Annotated in this window: 19 protein-coding genes and 1 pseudogene; 6 read left to right on the forward strand and 14 right to left on the reverse strand. The window is 39.1% G+C overall.

Annotation, left to right across the window (positions count from 1 at the left end; translation table 11 throughout):
- Nucleotides 1-183: 183 nt before the first annotated feature.
- The 6 genes from lysM to AC1M9D_RS11090 all read right to left on the reverse strand — a co-directional run bounded on the left by lysM (nucleotide 184) and on the right by AC1M9D_RS11090 (nucleotide 3927).
- Entirely contained in the window at nucleotides 184-657 is a 474-nt protein-coding gene (gene lysM / locus AC1M9D_RS11065; RefSeq protein WP_481612180.1) for a peptidoglycan-binding protein LysM, read from the reverse strand.
- 196 nt (nucleotides 658-853) lie between these two features.
- The gene (gene acpP, locus AC1M9D_RS11070) at nucleotides 854-1090 is read right to left on the reverse strand and encodes an acyl carrier protein (protein ID WP_035269198.1); all 237 of its coding nucleotides are present in this window, start codon (nucleotides 1088-1090) and stop codon (nucleotides 854-856) included.
- 84 nt (nucleotides 1091-1174) lie between these two features.
- Nucleotides 1175-1909 carry a 3-oxoacyl-ACP reductase FabG gene (gene fabG, locus AC1M9D_RS11075; RefSeq protein ID WP_179999017.1) on the reverse strand — a complete coding sequence of 245 codons (735 nt, stop codon included), beginning with the start codon at nucleotides 1907-1909 and terminating at the stop codon, nucleotides 1175-1177.
- The gene (gene fabD, locus AC1M9D_RS11080; RefSeq protein ID WP_481612181.1) at nucleotides 1906-2892 is read right to left on the reverse strand and encodes an ACP S-malonyltransferase; all 987 of its coding nucleotides are present in this window, start codon (nucleotides 2890-2892) and stop codon (nucleotides 1906-1908) included. Before fabD ends, fabG begins: the two co-directional genes overlap by 4 nt.
- A 214-nt stretch (nucleotides 2893-3106) precedes the next feature.
- Nucleotides 3107-3292: a 50S ribosomal protein L32 gene (rpmF, locus tag AC1M9D_RS11085; protein WP_035269206.1), complete on the reverse strand. Its 186-nt coding sequence runs from the start codon at nucleotides 3290-3292 to the stop codon at nucleotides 3107-3109.
- A 77-nt stretch (nucleotides 3293-3369) separates the two neighbouring features.
- Complete coding sequence (locus tag AC1M9D_RS11090; protein ID WP_179999015.1) at nucleotides 3370-3927, reverse strand: YceD family protein; 558 nt, start codon at nucleotides 3925-3927, stop codon at nucleotides 3370-3372.
- A 97-nt stretch (nucleotides 3928-4024) separates the two neighbouring features.
- On the opposite strand from AC1M9D_RS11090, the gene AC1M9D_RS11095 reads away from it, so the two are divergent.
- Both AC1M9D_RS11095 and AC1M9D_RS11100 read left to right on the forward strand, forming a co-directional pair.
- Nucleotides 4025-4687, forward strand: coding sequence for an elongation factor P hydroxylase (locus AC1M9D_RS11095; protein WP_481612182.1), 663 nt, complete (start codon nucleotides 4025-4027; stop codon nucleotides 4685-4687).
- Nucleotides 4688-4768: 81 nt separating this feature from the next.
- A complete protein-coding gene (locus AC1M9D_RS11100) occupies nucleotides 4769-5386 on the forward strand; it encodes an L-threonylcarbamoyladenylate synthase (RefSeq protein WP_035269212.1) in 618 nt (205 codons plus the stop codon).
- A gap of 31 nt (nucleotides 5387-5417) precedes the next feature.
- On the opposite strand, the gene AC1M9D_RS11105 is transcribed toward AC1M9D_RS11100, so the two are convergent.
- Nucleotides 5418-6149: a GNAT family N-acetyltransferase gene (locus AC1M9D_RS11105; RefSeq protein ID WP_481612183.1), complete on the reverse strand. Its 732-nt coding sequence runs from the start codon at nucleotides 6147-6149 to the stop codon at nucleotides 5418-5420.
- A 281-nt stretch (nucleotides 6150-6430) separates the two neighbouring features.
- Here AC1M9D_RS11105 and AC1M9D_RS11110 point away from each other — a divergent pair, with 281 nt between their 5' ends.
- From AC1M9D_RS11110 to rluB, 3 genes and pseudogenes are all read left to right on the forward strand, one after another.
- Nucleotides 6431-7222 (forward strand): segregation and condensation protein A, encoded by a 792-nt coding sequence (locus AC1M9D_RS11110; protein WP_481612184.1) that lies wholly within the window; start codon nucleotides 6431-6433, stop codon nucleotides 7220-7222.
- Nucleotides 7219-7809 (forward strand): SMC-Scp complex subunit ScpB, encoded by a 591-nt coding sequence (scpB, locus tag AC1M9D_RS11115; protein ID WP_481612185.1) that lies wholly within the window; start codon nucleotides 7219-7221, stop codon nucleotides 7807-7809. Before AC1M9D_RS11110 ends, scpB begins: the two co-directional genes overlap by 4 nt.
- Nucleotides 7810-7850: 41 nt before the next feature.
- Nucleotides 7851-8699 (forward strand): annotated as a pseudogene (rluB, locus tag AC1M9D_RS11120) (23S rRNA pseudouridine(2605) synthase RluB); the annotation flags it as partial.
- 366 nt (nucleotides 8700-9065) lie between these two features.
- Here rluB and bioD read toward each other — a convergent pair.
- From bioD to ftn, 6 genes are all read right to left on the reverse strand, one after another.
- A complete protein-coding gene (gene bioD, locus AC1M9D_RS11125; protein WP_481612186.1) occupies nucleotides 9066-9710 on the reverse strand; it encodes a dethiobiotin synthase in 645 nt (214 codons plus the stop codon).
- Nucleotides 9707-10486, reverse strand: coding sequence for a malonyl-ACP O-methyltransferase BioC (gene bioC, locus AC1M9D_RS11130; RefSeq protein ID WP_481612187.1), 780 nt, complete (start codon nucleotides 10484-10486; stop codon nucleotides 9707-9709). Before bioC ends, bioD begins: the two co-directional genes overlap by 4 nt.
- Nucleotides 10487-10494: 8 nt before the next feature.
- Nucleotides 10495-11652 carry an 8-amino-7-oxononanoate synthase gene (locus AC1M9D_RS11135; protein WP_481612188.1) on the reverse strand — a complete coding sequence of 386 codons (1158 nt, stop codon included), beginning with the start codon at nucleotides 11650-11652 and terminating at the stop codon, nucleotides 10495-10497.
- Nucleotides 11649-12932, reverse strand: coding sequence for an adenosylmethionine--8-amino-7-oxononanoate transaminase (bioA, locus tag AC1M9D_RS11140; RefSeq protein WP_481612189.1), 1284 nt, complete (start codon nucleotides 12930-12932; stop codon nucleotides 11649-11651). Before bioA ends, AC1M9D_RS11135 begins: the two co-directional genes overlap by 4 nt.
- Before the next feature lie 82 nt (nucleotides 12933-13014).
- Complete coding sequence (locus AC1M9D_RS11145) at nucleotides 13015-13737, reverse strand: alpha/beta hydrolase family protein (protein WP_481612190.1); 723 nt, start codon at nucleotides 13735-13737, stop codon at nucleotides 13015-13017.
- Nucleotides 13738-13903: 166 nt separating this feature from the next.
- A complete protein-coding gene (gene ftn, locus AC1M9D_RS11150; protein ID WP_481587223.1) occupies nucleotides 13904-14368 on the reverse strand; it encodes a heteropolymeric bacterioferritin subunit Ftn in 465 nt (154 codons plus the stop codon).
- Between the two features lie 321 nt (nucleotides 14369-14689).
- On the opposite strand from ftn, the gene AC1M9D_RS11155 reads away from it, so the two are divergent.
- Complete coding sequence (locus AC1M9D_RS11155; RefSeq protein WP_481587240.1) at nucleotides 14690-15754, forward strand: SDR family oxidoreductase; 1065 nt, start codon at nucleotides 14690-14692, stop codon at nucleotides 15752-15754.
- A 61-nt stretch (nucleotides 15755-15815) separates the two neighbouring features.
- On the opposite strand, the gene ligA is transcribed toward AC1M9D_RS11155, so the two are convergent.
- A complete protein-coding gene (gene ligA / locus AC1M9D_RS11160) occupies nucleotides 15816-17861 on the reverse strand; it encodes an NAD-dependent DNA ligase LigA (RefSeq protein WP_481612191.1) in 2046 nt (681 codons plus the stop codon).
- Nucleotides 17862-17927 lie beyond the last annotated feature (66 nt).

Below are 17927 nucleotides of genomic sequence, written 5' to 3' on the forward strand. Positions count from 1 at the left end.
GGTTGTACGGTAGATTTTAGAGGCAGGCTTATTCATTTTGAAATTATATTGCTGAATAAGCTTTTGATGCTAGGTTTGTGCAACAAAGCCGCTTCATTTTTAATAATTAAATTAAACTTAGTAATAAATTTTGGATCAAAAAAACCGAGATTTAAATCTCGGTCTTTTAGATTCACTGATATTTTAGTTTGGAATTCTCAGAACCTGTCCCGGGAAAATATCATCAGCATTTTTAAGTAATGGTCGGTTTGCTTCAAAAATTTTGTTGTACTGATTTGCATCACCATAAAACTCTTTAGAAATTTTTGAAAGATTATCCCCTGATTTTACTGTATAGAATTTACTTTCAGGCTCTGGTGATGAAACAGTAAGTTGATCATCGACTTGAGCAACATGATCAATATTACCCACAGCCAAGATGATCTTTTCACGATCTGCTTGAGTTTGTACTTGTCCTTTTACAGTCGCTAAATCACTGCTTCCATTATAACTCACAGACAGTCCTGTTACTGGTAAGCCGAGTGATTTAATATGCCCCAATAATTTATTCGCAATTTCTTGAGCAGATGGTTCTGCAGGCGTTGCTGGTGTAGCTTGTTGCTCGGCTGGTGCGGTATTCTTTTTCCCAATACCTTTCACAAAATCAAAAAGACCCATTGTTATTCTCCTATTGTTATTTCAGTTTGGTGATCAAATAATTTAGATCCCTTAATTTTTATACAGAAGAACTATACCTAACGCCGTTATCTTTCTTAAACTTAAGGTAACTTAATGTAATATTGCAATTTAATCCTTAATAAAAAAAGCCACCATAAAGGTAGCTTTTAAGTTCGAAAAGAACTGAATCTGATGATTAAGCTAATTTCTTAGTTACATAATCGATAGCAGATTGAACAGTTGTAATTTCGTTAGAGTCTTCATCAGGAATAGTAATGTCGAAATCATTTTCGAAAGACATTACAAGCTCAACTAGATCTAGAGAGTCAGCACCTAAGTCATCCATGAAAGATGCTTCGTTTTTAATCTCTTCAGCTTTTAAGCCAAGTTGTTCAGCTACTGCTTGTTTGATACGTTGTTCGATATCGCTCACAGGAATTCTCCTCATTGCTTGTGGCGGCGTATAATGCCTATAGTTTAATTGAATCTTGATATATTTGAAAGTTTATACATCGCATTACGCCATGTATAAACCGCCATTCACGTGTAATACCGTACCAGTAATGTAACTTGCTTTATCAGAAGCAAGGAAACTTACTGCATTTGCGATATCTTGAGGCTGACCAAAACGGTTCAATGCCACTTGATCACTCATTTTTTTCTGAATTTCATCACTTAACTGTTCAGTCATCTCAGTTGCAATAAATCCAGGCGCGATACTATTGACAGTAATTTGACGACTGCCCATTTCTTTAGCCAAACTGCGGCTAAAAGCTTCAATCCCAGCCTTTGCAGCGGAATAATTTGCTTGACCTGGATTTGCAAAATGCGCAACGACAGAACTGATATTGATAATTCTTCCAAATCTCGCTTTCGTCATACCTTTTAATACACGTTTAGATAGACGGAACACTGCTTTAAGGTGAATATTTTGGATATCATCCCAATCATCTTCAGACATACGAAGCAGTAGATTATCTTTAGTGATACCTGCATTATTCACAAGAACAAGTACAGGGCCAAAGCTTTGTTCAATATCTGTAATGAGTGCATCAATTGCAGCTCCATCACGAACATCGAGTACTTTTCCTGCACCACGTTCAGCAAATTGTGTAGATAATTTTTCAGCACCAGACTCAGATGTAGCCGTACCTACGACAAAAAAACCATCTTCGATCAACTGTTGTGCAATCGCAGCACCAATACCACGGCTTGCACCTGTCACTAACGCGACTTTACGTTCCTGCGTCATGCAATTTTCCCTTCTGCAACTAATACAGTATTTAAAGCATCTTCTAAACGAGATTTAGTATCTAAAGGCAATGCTTTTTCAACATGTGCTAGACGTTTTGCTAAATTTGTTAATACATTCCCAGGACCACATTCAACAACATAGCTCACATCTTGATCAGCCAATACTTGAAGTGTTTTAGTCCATTGGACAGATTCATAAAGTTGTGATGTCAACGCTGTACGCAATTCATCAACACTGTCAGCCACTTGTGCATTGACATTTTGAATCACTGGAATGCGAGGTAATTGAATATCAACATCTGCTAAAGCTTTGGCAAACTCTGCTGCCGCTGGCTTCATTAATGAACAATGTGATGGTACTGATACTGGTAACGCAATTGCTTTTGCACCTTGCTCTTTTACCAAAGCCATTAACGCTTCAACTCGTGCAGTATCACCTGCCACCACAACTTGACCCTGTGCATTATAGTTTGCAGCTTCCACCGAACCATCACCTTGAGCGGTGACTTGAGCACACAGTTCTACAACCTTAGCATCATCAAGACCAAGAATCGCAGCCATAGCACCTTGGCCCTGTGGAACAGCATCTTGCATCAACTTACCGCGTAAGTTCACCACTTTAACTGCATCTTTTAAGCTTAAAGATTCTGCAGCAACCAACGCACTGTATTCACCTAGTGAATGTCCCGCTAAATATTTAGGAACGACACCACCAAGCTCTAGCCATACACGCCATAAAGCAATACTTGCTGTGAGCAGTACTGGTTGTGTAAATTCAGTTTGGTTTAACCCTTCACCACTTTGCGCAATGTGCCATAAATCAAAGCCGAGTGCTTCAGAAGCTTCAGCAAACGTTTCTTGCACACTACTAAACTGTTCTGCAAGCTCCGCTAACATTCCTGCTTTTTGAGAACCCTGTCCAGGAAAAACAAATGCAGTTTTGGTCGCAAGAACGGCTTGCTCGAGGCGTTTAGCAGACATATAAAAATCCTTTATTCAGAGCTTTGAGTATTCAATTTTGATTCATTTCGATCATCTTGAACATCAAACTCAAGTCTTAACTGATTTGATGGAGCGAAATTTATCATTAAAAAAAAGCTTTGGTAATTGCCAAATACAACAAAAAATAGAAATAAAAAAAGGGAGCTTACGCTCCCATTTTTTCTACTAAGCTTGACGCTTAATACATCACCAATTATTCAGCATCAGCTGCTTTAGCGAATAATTGACGACCACGGTAGACACCATCTTTAGTTACGTGGTGACGACGGTGAGTTTCACCAGTCGTTTGGTCTACTGTTAATGCATTCTCGGTTAAAGCGTCATGTGAACGGCGCATGTCACGGCGAGAGCGACTTTTACGGTTTTGCTGAACGGCCATGATGGCTCCTTACAAAGATCGAAAAAATGGATCAGAACAAATTCGATTGTCTTATACCTAAGAGTATAACACAAAAATTAGTTAAGTTTACCCTTCAAAGCTGCCAAAACACCAAACGGATTATCTCGTTTTTCTTCAACAACTTCTTCTTGGGCAGGTTGATGCTTATGCTCACAAGACTCATGTCTTGGTGACAAAGGAATCAACAATAACAATTCATCTTCTATGAGAGAAAGTAAATCAGCGGTTGCAGGTGCATCAAATGAACCTTTTGTCGTTGCTTCACTCTCACCTAAGACGATGAAATCAGCATCCTCATCCAAGCGCTCTATCAGTGACTCATCATCGACTAAAGCCAGATGAAAGTCCAATTCGAGAGGTAATTCAACAGTATCCAAACAACGTTGGCATTCCATTGGAACCTTCGTTTCAACACTACCATCAAGCCAAACGATACGATGATACGCATCCATTGATAGCTTACAGTCTATATTGATCAATTGATTATCAATTGACCCAACAGCTTCACGGGATATACGAACAAAGCGCGACAATGGCAGTGTACCTGACCATGTGAAGCCCTGTTCAGCCCATTTAAACGGCTCAATCTGTGCCGGAAAGGTATTTGCTGACATAATTAAGGCGGCAATTCTACAAATTCATAAGTACTCTGTCAAAGATTAAGATACAATTTTGCACTTATTCAGACAGATCATTTGGGTTAATCAAGTCATGCATCAGTTGCAGCCGCAACCTGAAGTCACAACTTCATTACAGTTACACTATCCTTCGACCTCAAATTTGACCGATCACTTAGACCGCGTGCAACTCGCACCTTGGGTAAATCTGCAAACAGAAGCTCAACAGGTAGACTGGCTTATCTTACACTTTAATCATTGGTTTTCCCACTTAAATGTCACATTAGTCAAAGGCGACTTTGAACCTGAATACTTCCCTGCCTCAGACCAACAACCCGCTCGCATCCAATTCGCACATGGATTTTTCAATAGTGCTTTACATGAAATAAGTCATTGGACAATCGCAGGAAATCATCGTCGCACTCTTCCTGATCTTGGCTACTGGTATGCACCAGATGGTCGAACCGCTGAACAACAAGCCCTATTTGAACAAGTCGAAATTAAACCTCAAGCAATTGAATGGATGTTTGCCACAGCCTTTGGTCGAAAATTCCGCGTTTCTCTGGACAATTTAACGGGTGAAGGTGGTGATGGACAGTCTTTTAAAGACAATGTTTATGCTCAAGTACAACGTTATTTTTCAGGTGAAGCTCAGCTTCCTCGAGATGCTCAACACTTTATTCAGTGCATCTGTAAGTGTCTCAGAAGTGGCAAAACATTACATTTGGATGAATTTTCTCGTGCATCGCTAGATTAAGTCTAGTAAATATATATTCATGACATTGAAGTGAATGTCCATGCACGCAATAATACGAAAAAATAATCAGGAGAAAATAAAATGCTTCATTTAAGAGTACATCCTGACAATCCACAATCTCGACTTATTACTCAAGCAGTAGAAAGAATACGTGCAGGCGATGTCGTGGTTTATCCAACAGATGCGGCCTATGCCATCGGATGCCAAATTGGTAATAAGCAAGCAATGGAACGAATTGCTCAAATCCGTGATCTTGGTGCTAAGCATCAATATGCGATCTTATGTGCGGATCTCTCAGATATTGCAACGTATGCAAAAGTGGATAATGCAACTTATCGTCTGCTTAAAAATAATACACCTGCGATTACCACCTTTATTTTGCAAGCGACAAGTGAAGTCCCTCGTCGCTTGATGCACCCCAAAAAGAAAACCATTGGTTTACGTGTACCGAGCAACCCAGTCTGTCAAATGCTTCTTAAAGAGCTGGGGGAACCTTTACTCACCAGCACCCTGATTCTTCCAGGTCAAACTGAGCCTTTGGATGATCCATATGAAATAGAACAACAATTAAGTAAAAGAATTGATGTTTTTATTGATAGTGGACTTGGTACATTAACTACGACAAGTATTGTTGATCTCTCAGGAAGTCAACCTGAAATTATCCGCCGTGGCGTGGGTGATGTGAGTGCTTTTGAGTAAAATGCCTCACCATTCATCTCGCTTTATTAATTTACGCTGATTTTTCGTTATAAAATGCTTGGAGGGTCTTTATTTGTTGACCCTCTTGCGTAAAGTTGCTTGGTTCAAGCCAAGCTAAATAACTTTCTTTTAAAGTCAGCCACTCTTCATCCAACATTGAAAACCAAAGCGTGTTTCGGTTTCTTCCCTTGACCACTTTATGTTGTCTAAACATCCCTTCATATTGAAAACCGAATCGTAGCGCGGCTTTTTTGGAAGCTAAGTTCAACTCATGACACTTCCACTCTATACGCCTAAATCCTAAAGTAAAACACTCATTCAACAGTAAAAATAATACTTCTGTAGCAGCTCTAGACCGTTTTAAATCTGCTGAGAAGTATACATTCCCAATTTCAACCACTCCATCATCCAACCCGATATTCATCAATGCGATCCACCCCACTGGTTTGTTCGCTATGCGAATAACATAATAAATATTCCCTTGTGTACCATATTGCGATGAGAGTTTATATGACAAGTCTTCAATCGAAGTTGGCGCTTCGTAAGGCAAATAGGTAAAGCTTGAAATAAACTCGTCTGTAATCTTAATTGGGAATAAATTTCTCGCAAGCTCTTCAATATTTTTAATTAAATTTAAAGGAGATAAATTTACATACGTTCCACTCAACGCTTTGAATGAGTTTATAGGGTGAGTATTTGAGTGAACTTTTATACCTACACTTTGTTTATATACATTTTGTTCTACTTTTTGAAAATTATTCATACTCTTTTACTTCTCGTCGAACACACGCTAACAATGAATACTAGTTTACATTTATCAATTAAAACACTAAATAAATCTATATAACCTTAAAAAATACCACCTATTTATTTCAATTTTTTTATCGTAAAACTGCGGATAAAGATATATTCAGCACTCGATTTAATTTAGAATACCCATATTGTTTTTATGCTATTCGAATCACTGTCCTTTTACTGATTTCGATATGTGATCTCCTGAATCGCCCAACATGCTTTTGAAAATTCGCGTGGCTAATAATTGTAATGACTCAAGCTATCCATAATCCCATGGACGCACTTCCACACATCCGTGTTTTAGATGAGTGGCAAGATACGATTCCTGAAGATTTATATATACCGCCTGCAGCATTCGAAATTCTATTAGAACATTTCGAAGGACCACTCGACTTTTTAATTTACCTCATCCAAAAAAACGGTTTCGATCTACTTCAGCTCGATATAGCTCCGATTGCAACGCAATATTTGTCATATATTGACAGTATGAAGTCACTCAATATTGAGTTAACCGCAGATTATATGGTGATGGCGGCATTATTAGCAGATTTAAAATCACGCTTACTGCTTCCTAAACCTAACTCAATCCAAATTGAAAAAGATCCAAAACAAGAATTAATAGATCGCTTAGAGACATATTTAAGGATCAAGCAAGCTGCTGAGCGTCTCGGTCAAATGCCAATTTTGGACCGTGATATTTTTCTACCCAACGTTAGTCTTGGACAAATTAATACAGTAAATGAAGGTTATGAAGCCTCTCTTCTGCGCGATGCAATGTTTTGTATTTTTAATCGCCCAGAGCCTGTTACACACCAGATTACTCAAGAACCTGTTTTGCTTGAAGAACGTATTGCCTATATTGAACAGATGACAAAATCAGGTGAGGTTTTGAAATTTGATCAACTTTTAAAACCAAGTCAAGGCCGTATGGGGTTAGTGGTGACGTTTATGGCAATATTAGAGTTAACACGTCAGCAAAAAGTTCAAATTATTGCATCAGGTATTGAAGCCCCGCTGGCAATTCAAGGGGTGATGATATGACCATTGATCAATCAAACTCCTTTCAAGTTGATGAGTTACACCACGAAGTGCTCATGCAGCTCGAAGCTATTATTTTTGCCAGTGAAGCGCCTGTTTCTATTGCACGCTTAAAAGAGGCATTTCAAAACCAATTTTCCAAACAACAACTGCACGCCTATTTACAACAGCTTGCAGTATTACAACACGGTCGTTCAATTGAGCTGACTGAAACAGCTCAAGGTTTTCGCTTTCAAGTTCGTGCTAAGTATCGACAAGTGATTGCACAAACTTGGCCAGAACGTCCAACTAAATTATCACCATCATTGTTAGAAACTCTAGCAGTGATTGCTTATCATCAGCCCGTTACCCGAGCCGATATTGAGCAAATTCGAGGAGTCACGAATAACAGTCAGCAACTCAGAACGTTATTCGATTGGAACTGGATTAAAGAGTCCGGTTTCCGGGAACTTCCAGGAAGACCCGCGTTGTTGGTTACAACGCCACAATTTTTAAATGCTTTTGGTTTAAGTGATTTAAATCAACTGCCTCCCCTACAGGATGCCAAGGAAGCTTTTATGGCATTGGATGCTCACGCACCCAAGTCGTAAATAGGTGAACTGTTGATGATTATTTCTAAGGTTATGCTGTTATGAGTGAAAAATTGCAAAAGGTATTGGCACGTGTAGGTTTGGGTTCTCGCCGCTATATGGAAGAAGTCATTGCTGCCGGTCGTGTTAGTGTCAACGGTCAAGTTGCTCAAGTAGGTGAACGTATCGAACCAACCGATGAGCTTCGTATCGATGGTCGTAAAGTACAGTTCCAAATTGAAGATGAAATCCGTCGTCGTGTATTGATTTACTACAAACCTGAAGGTGAAATCTGTTCACGTAACGATCCTGAAAATCGCCCAACTGTATTTGATCAATTACCATCAATTCCGGGTGATCGTTGGGTCATGGTTGGTCGTTTAGATATCAACTCAACAGGATTATTACTTTTCACAAACGATGGCGAGCTTGCAAACCGCTTAATGCATCCATCTAGTGAAATTGAACGCGAATATGCTGTACGTGTGATGGGTGAAGTGACCCCTCAACTGAAAAAGAACATGACAGATGGTGTCATGCTCGATGATGGTCCAGCAAAATTTGAGTCATTCTCTGAAATTGGTGGTGAAGGGATTAACCGTTGGTATCAAGTGGTTGTAAAAGAAGGACGTAACCGTGAAGTACGCCGCATCTTTGAATCACAAGGTCTAAAAGTCAGCCGTCTATTACGTACACGTTATGGTACAGTCATTCTGCCACGTGAATTACGTACAGGTCGTTGGATTGAACTTGATAAAAATGACATTGATAACTTAACTAAGTCTGTTGAACTCAAACCACGTCAAGGTACTGGTCTTTACGGTATGGCGAAACGCCGCAATGAACGTATGCAAGAGAAACCACTTGCAGCACGACGTGGTGGTTATTTACGCCAACAACGCCGTGACGAAGGCGAGCATCAAGAACCACGCCGTGACTTACGTCAAGGTGGTGCTGATCAAAGCCGCAGCGATAATCGATTTAACAATCGCGCACCGCGTCAAGAAGGCTCAGAAAACCGTTTCAATGCACATGCGCCACGTCAAGAAGGCTTTGAGAATCGATTCAACAATCGTGCCCCTCGCACTGAAAATCAGGATTTCCGCAATAAGCGTCCTGAAAACAAAGGTGAAGTAAACGGCAATTCTGTTGATTACAAACCACGTAATGAAAATAAATTTGGTCAACGCAAACCTTTTGGTATTAACAAAAGCTTTAAGAAGTTCTAATTTTTTAAATCCCTAAAAAAACCGCTCAATAGAGTGGTTTTTTTTCATTTATTCAATAAAAGGAATATCAATCCATTTAGCAGATGGAAAATGTTGTAATAAATACGTTTTTAAGTAGGCAGATGTATCACGTGAAATAAGCTCATCGTCAGATTCAGCATTCAAACTATATGCTAGAGCATATAACTCAAGCTCGCGATGCTTCAGTGCCTCTAAGCTCAACAAAGTATGGTTGATGCTTCCCAAACGCCCCGAACTCACCAAAATTATGGGATATTTTTTATCCACCAAATAATCAATGGTTAAATATTGTGTTGTTAGAGGGACCATCAAGCCACCCGCCCCTTCAAGTAAAACAACTTCATATGAAGAGGACAACTGTTGAGTCGCTTGTTCAATTTTAGCGAAATCAATACTTCGCCCATCTATACGTGTCGCTAAGTGAGGCGATGCAGGATAACTGAAAATTTCAGGCATAGTGAGTTTTTGAGTATCTTCCTCTAACCAACCACATCCCATAATTTCACGATGTTTTTCAATATCTTCAGAAACATCCACATTACCCGTTTGAATTAATTTCTGAGTAATGACATTCTGCCCTTGTTCACGCCAAATTTTTGCCAAATAACCAGTGACGTATGTTTTTCCAATTCCAGTATCAATACCGCTCACAAAGTAGATTTGAGCACTCATGACTTACTCCGTGCGATAAAAAATATAGGGTGATACGTTAAAGGATATACAAGATTTTCTTGGTCATCAGTCGCAATAAATTGTCGGTAAGCCAGATAAAATTGATTCAAACTTTCCTTCGTCCAACGAAACCCCTGTGAGGTTGCCGTCACACCTGTGGCCTGTAAATGTTTTAGGACCAATTTTGGGTGCGCGAAGTGTAATTGAGCCAATTGTTGTTCACAGTGCATCACTTCAAATCCGTTCTGCTCTAATAAACTTTTAATTTGGCTTTGATCAAAATATTTTAATCCTTGTCCAGTTAAGGATTTAATTTCTTTTAAGTTCTGAGGCCCATAAGTTGAAAAGCAAAAATAACCATTGGGCTTTAAAGCCGAATGAATTTTCTGTATCAATCTTTCAAACTCAGACATCCACTGTAATGCAGAGCTTGAGGCACATAAATCAAGATCTTTAGGTAACTCAATTTTTTCGACATCACCAATACGCCACTCGACAGGCTGATGATGACTGATGGTATGCTCAACATCAGCATATAAATCATTCAAAATGACTTGATCCATTTTAAAATGATGAAGCATCTCTTGAGTTAGATTTCCAGTTCCACATCCAATTTCAAATACTTTAGCAAGCTCAGAAGATGAAACATAAAGACGCATCAGCTCGCTTAAATGCTTCGCTACATTTTGTTGAATACGTGCCTGATCTGCATAAGTCCAATGCGATTTTGCAAATCGAGTAGCAATCATTTCTTTTTGAATAAATTTGTTCAACATAGAGTCATTCATAATTGTTCTTTCAACCGCTCCAATTCATCTTGATTCAGCTGAGAATTCATACAAATTCTCAGGCGTGAACTTCCTTGTGGAACCGTTGGTGGCCGAACCGGCAAAATATAAAAACCAGATTGTTGTAATTGTTGTGCACGCTCAAGTGCACGCTGAGAATCACCTAAAATTAAAGGAATAATCTGCGAGCTTGAAGGACATTCATAACCTTGCTCAAGAATATATTGACGCAGTTGCAGACTCAAATCACTTAAATGAGCACGTTGCTCCTGCATTTTTTTCATTTTATTCCAAATAAAATGCGTCCAAGCCATGTTGATGGGCGGTTGTGCGGTACTAAAAATCAAAGAGCGCATTTTGTTGATTAAATAATCTTTTAAGATTGGATGACACACAATGTATCCACCAACAGATGCGAGTGCTTTCCCGAATGTTCCGACTAAAAAATCGATATCATCTATGACAGCATATTGTTCAGCACAACCGAGCCCTTGCTCTCCCCGAACACCAATAGCATGTGCTTCATCAACGTATAACATGATTTTACTGAACTGATATTTCAGACTCACCAACGCAGTTAAATCAGTTTCATCACCATCCATACTAAAAATTGATTCAGTTACCACAATGATTCTTTGATACAAGGGATCATCATGATATTGCTCGATCAATTGCTTTAAATGAAGCAGATCATTATGTCGATAACGTATCAGCTTCGCTTTACTTAAGCGAATCCCATCAATCATGCTGGCGTGAATCAATTTATCCGAAAGAATTAAAGTTTGACTATCAGCAATCGCAGGCAGAATACCAATATTCATGTGATAGCCACTGTTGAATAACAGAACTGCCCTTTGATTGAATGATTGACTCATGTCATATTCAAATTGCTCATATTCAGGATAATTTCCTGTGAGTAACCTTGAAGATGAAGAGCTCATTCTTTTTGAATCTGCTGAACAGTGATCAAAAAATGCTTCTCTTATTTGTAGATCTGACGCAATCCCTAAATAATCATTACTCGATAGATTCAACATTCTTTGTTGCTGAAGCTCAACCCATTTTCCATGCTGAACGATGGATTTAAACTGCCGAAAATTTCCAGTTTGTTTTAATGAGTCTAACTGCTCTGCGTAGTGGTCCAACAGATTCATCTCATTTCCTCTGCAAGTTCCATCACAACACTCACCAACTGCGTTAGTAACTCAGTAAGTTCGACATCTGAAATCACAAAAGGTGGCATGACATAAACTAATTTTCCAAAAGGACGAATCCACACGCCTCGTTCTACGAAACGCTGTTGCAGCATTTTCATATCAACATTTTGTTTAAGCTCAACAACACCGATAGCACCGAGCACACGAACGTCTTGAATATGCGCTTGATCATCTAATCTATGTAAATAATGTTTTAGAATTTGCTCTATTCTTTGAATATTGGACTGCCAATCTTGTGACAATAAAAGCTCAGTACTCTTTAAGGCGACAGCACAAGCCAAGGGATTCGCCATAAATGTAGGTCCATGCATAAATACGCCAGCTTCACCAGAGCTGATCACTTCAGCGACATGTCGCGTGGTCAGTGTTGCAGATAAAGTCATATACCCACCGGTCAGCGCCTTACCAATACACATGATGTCTGGTTCAACTTGAGCGTGTTCCCAAGCAAATAATTTACCTGTCCGTCCAAACCCTGTGGCAATTTCATCAAATATCATTAACACCTGATATTGATCGCATAGCCTCTTGGCTTCGCGTAAATATTCAGGATGATAGAAACGCATGCCTCCAGCACCTTGCACAATCGGCTCAATAATCATGGCAGCGATAGTGGCATGATGGTTTTTTAAAGTTTCTGCCAATACAAGAATATCTGCTGGATTCCAATCTTCATCAAATCGAGTCTGCGGTGCAGGAACAAAATAACGAGAAGGTAAACTAGAACCAAAGACCTGATGCATCCCAGTAACTGGATCACATACTGACATTGCATTCCATGTATCACCATGGTAACCAGAACGCGTCGTGATAAAACTGGTTTTATCTTTCTTATTTTGTGCGGTCCAATATTGAACTGCCATCTTTAGTGCGACTTCAACAGCGACAGAACCTGAGTCCGCATAGAATATTTTATCTAATTGAGGTGGTGTAATTTTTAATAACGTTTTCCCTAATTCAATCGCAGGATCATGAGTAAGCCCACCAAACATAATGTGTGACATATGCTGCAATTGATCCGACACAGCTTGATTAAGTTGAGGATGGTTATACCCGTGAATGGCACACCACCAAGATGACATACCATCAATGAGTTGACGACCATCTTCAAGTTCAATCATCACCCCTGTAGCCTTTTTCACTTTATATGTCGGCAGTGGGTTTAACATCGAAGTATATGGGTGCCATAAGTGTGCTAAATCGAATTCGTCAACCATCCTGGAAGAATTTCCTTATTAATCTAGCCAGAGCATAACGCGAATTATTTTTGTTATGAATTGCCTGATTAGACAATATTCATCAGGATTTCTCATTCTTTCTTAGATATTGAACGATTTTGTCACTTAGTTGTGTAGCTCTAAAAATTGAAAAGCAGTGAGAGCCTGGGATAATTTCGAATTTAAAAAACTTTGCATCTATCTTTCGGATATTATCTAGAACTTTGTTACTAACTAATCCATCATCATCAGCAAATACATGTAATTGTTTTCCGACATAATTTTTCAATATCTCGACAGTATTAAGATGATATAGTAAATCCAAGCCCTGCTTTTTTAAATCTAGCTCTTCACTCGTAATTGAATTTTGCAAAGATTGCCAATCTTGCTTAGCAGTTTGGCTGCCCTGTGAGACCAGATAACAAAATCGCTTTAAAGTGGTCATGGGATCATTTTCAAAAGACTCTCTAAAACTTTGAAAAGTAGAAACCGGCATACCTGTACACCAGCGTTCATTGGCAACGAAGCAAGGATTCGATGCTAAAGTAATTAACGTTTTTGCCTGACCTGAAAGCTCGAAAACCTTTTGGGTGAGCAACGTTGCTAATTGCCCGCCTAAAGACCACCCCATAATGACATCGACTTTTCTAGCTAACTCAACATGTTTAGATAATTCAACAGGATCGAGTGCATTAAAGATATTAATCAGATCGATTTGAAATCCGGCCATATCCAAAGTAGTTTTTAAATTTTCAAGTGGTTTTGTTCCAAGTCCCCAACCGGTAATTAATAAGATTTTACTCATGATTGCCAATCCTTAGCTGATCGTTTTCGGTCAGTATATAAAGCTAAGCACAATAACTCATTGAGCAAATCATTCAATTTCACTTTGATTTTTAGATAATTATTAAAAATGAGTCAATTTAATCAAAATTGAGATATAAAAAAACCCAGCCTTGCTGGGTTTTAACTTACATTTGAGACTGAATATAGTTTTGTAACCCGATCAGCTCAATTAAGCGCAGCTGTTTTTCCAACCAATAGGTATGATCTTCTTCAGTATCCGACATTTGCTGACGCAACATATCACGTGTCACGTAATCGCCTTTTTCCTCACAAAGCTTTACACCTTGCGCTAATTTTTCACGCACTTCGTACTCGAGCTTTAAATCTGCTTTTAAACATGAAACAACGTCTTCACCTACTTCAATATCATCACGATTCATATTCGGTGTGCCTTCTAGGAATAAGACACGGCGAATAATAGCATCAGCATGTTGTGCTTCTTCTTGCATTTCGTGATCGATACGCTCAAAAATCTTAGTGAGACCCCAATCTTCATACATACGTGAATGAATGAGATATTGATCACGAGCAGCCAGTTCACCACCGATCAACATATTTAAGTAATCTACGACTTCTGGATTGCCACGCATTTCAATCACTCCATTCTTTAATAGCAACATTATGAACAATCAGAGCTTATTTTGCAAAAAATATAATGTCTAAGTTTATGATTTTTATATAATTAAAATGAGAAACATACGCATTTTCAGTTTGAATCACTTATTTTTTACTTAAAAAATAACCCCTTGCATACAGTTAAAAAAATTCGAGAGCAGTTTTAAACAAATTTTAGCTCTATTTAATTTTGTAACCAATCGAAGTGACTCTCATTACATTTGAGTTGATGTTGAAAATGATCAAGGACAAATCCTTTTTTTAATTTTAGAATGAATCTATTTGACCATCAGGCAATAACAATGATGACGACTACTGCCCCGATTTTGGTGACAGGTGCAACTGGCTATATTGCTGGTTGGGTAATTAAACAATTATTAGAACAAGGATACACAGTTCACGCCACTGTACGAGACTTAACTAAAAGTTCAAGTTTTCAACATTTAGAACAAATCGCATCTCAAACTTCAGGCGCTTTAAAGTTATTTCAAGCAAATCTCTTAGAAGAAGGTTCGTTTGATGAAGCAATGAAAGACTGTGAAATTGTGATCCATATGGCGTCACCTTTTTTAGTGACTAACTTTAAAGATCCAATCACAGACTTGATTGACCCTGCACTAAAAGGTACGACCAATGTACTGAACAGTGTCAATCGTACAGATACAGTAAAACGTGTCGTTGTCACATCTAGTATTGCTTCAACTTATGGCGATGCAGTGGATATTTTGAAAACTGAGCAGAACCAGTTTGAAGAAAGCCATTGGAATACCACCAGTAGTGCCGAACACCAACCTTATTTTTACTCTAAAGTCGCAGCAGAACGCAAAGCATGGGATATGCAAAAGGCACAATCTCGATGGAATTTAGTGTGTATCAATCCCTCATTGGTTGTTGGACCATCACTCACACCTTCTACACAATCTGGAAGTGTTGAAGTCATTCAACAATTTGGAAATGGCATGACATTATTTGGTGTTCCTCCAATGTGGAATGGTTTAGTCGATGTTCGAGATGTCGCTCATGCGCATATCCAAGCAGCACTTCACCCTAAAGCACATGGACGATATATTATTAATGCTAAAACGATGACCCTACTCGAAATGGGTAAAACATTACGACAACATTATGGTGGACGCTATCCTTTCCCACGAATGATTGCTCCCAAGTTTTTATTCAAATTACTCGCTCCTCTGTTTGGCTATACGCGAAAATTCGTTGACTTGAATGTGGGTTACCCCATTTACTTCAATGCTGAGCGTAGTAAGCAAGAATTAGGCATGCAATATCGTGACGTTGAGACAAGTATCGTAGAACATTTTCAACAGCTACTTGACGATGGCATTATCAAAAAACGTGGTTAATATCTAATTACTCGAGAAAAAAGGGCATCTATTGATGCCCTTCGTTATGTGCAAGATACACTTAAGACTCAGGTTCAGTGAGCTGACCATGCTGAATCATAAATGCAATAAACTCAGCCTCATTCATCACCGGAATACCTAGTTTTTCTGCTTTTTCAAGTTTGGAACCCGCCTTTTCACCAGCAACCAAGCATTTCGTTTTACTGGATACACTACCACTCACACGTGCACCTAATGCCTGTAAGAGTTGAGTCGCTTCATCTCGCCCCATACTGCTTAAAGTACCAGTCACCACCCAGCTCTCACCATTTAAAGGTTGTCGAGTCGGTGCTATCGGTGCATCCCAATGAATTCCAGCCTCAATTAATCGATTTAATACTTCAATATTATGTTCAGCTTTGAAAAAGTCTAATATCCATTCTGCAGTAATATCACCTACATCAGGGGTTTTCTTCAGTGCTTCTAAATCAGCAGATTTCAGCGCATCTAAAGTCTGGAAAGTATTGGCTAACATTCGAGCCGTAGTCTCGCCTACTCCTCGAATGCCTAGTGCGTAAATAAATGCCGCTAATGTTGTTTTTTTACTACTTTCAATTGAGTCGATGAGATTTTGTACAGATTTCTCACCCATTTTTTCAATAGTCAATAATTTTTCACGATGCTCGTGTAAGTGATAAATACCTGCAACATCTTTGAGGAGTTCAAGATGTAATAAAGACTCAACCCAACGATCACCCAAACCTTCGATGTCCATTGCTTTACGTGATACAAAATGACGGATCGCCTCTATACGCTGTGCCGCACAATAAAGCCCACCAGAACATCGTGCTAAAGCTTCGCCTTCAGGCATCACAACTGGAGAAGCACATACAGGACATTGTTCTGGCAATTGAATTTCAGTGGTTTCTAGAGGTCGAAATTCTGGCCAAACCTTTTCAACTTTAGGAATAACATCTCCGCTACGATAGACACTCACCGTATCTCCAACGCGCACGTCCAAGCGATGTATTTCACCAATATTATGTAAAGTCACGTTTGATACTGTGACTCCGCCAACCGATACAGGATTTAATCGCGCTACAGGCGTTAAAGTACCTGTACGCCCTACCTGCCAATCAATATTTTCAACCGTTGTTAGCGCAGCCACTGCAGGGAACTTATATGCTGTTGCCCATCGAGGTTCACGACTTAAAAAGCCTAATTGTTGTTGTTGCTTCAAATCATTGACTTTGATCACCATCCCGTCAATTTCAACTGACAGGTTTGGACGCTCCTGATTTACAGATTCATAAGCCGCTTGAACCTCTTCAATACTGTCACAAACAAAATGTTTTTCCCCAACAGCAAAGCCCAACTGTTCAAGCCAATTTAAGCTCTCTGACATCGTGCTCAGACCATGATGTGGCATGCATTGCGCAATACCATAAGCATAGAATGCAAGTGGTCGTGATGCTGCTATGGTCGGATCAAGTTGACGCAAACTCCCTGCTGCTGCATTTCTTGGGTTAGCAAAAGTTTTCTCACCTTTGGCCTCATTTTCAGCATTTAACTTTACAAATCCAGCTTTAGGCATTAGTACTTCGCCACGAACTTCTAACAACGCTGGTGGTACACCTTGAGACATCATGAGTACTTTAGGCAAATTACGAATTGTTTTTACATTTTGGGTTATGACTTCTCCTGTTTCACCATCCCCACGTGTAACCGCTCGAATCAACACACCATGTTCATACCATAGCGAGATCGCAAGCCCATCAAATTTTAGTTCGACGTCGTATTGGATTTTCTGGTTAGGTAAACGCTCTTCAATTCTGCGTGCAAAAGCAAAAAGTTCATTCTGATTAAAAACATTACCCAAAGACAACATTGGAACAGTATGTGTAATATTTTCAAACTTAGATAAAGGTTTATCACCCACTTTATTGGTCGGTGTATCCGCCTGTACTAAATCAGGATATTGTTCTTCTAAGTTTTTTAGTTGATGAAACAATTGATCATATTCACTGTCTTCAATTGTCGGCTGATCCATCACATAATATGCATGGTTATGCCGAGCCAGTAATTGAATGAGTTGGCGCATTTGCGCAACGACAGCGTTCTGATCCATATTTTCACCATATAAAAGGGCGGAAAATTCCGCCCAATAATTTCAACCTAAACAGTATAAATGACT

Source organism: Acinetobacter sp. ANC_7682, from assembly GCF_056779795.1.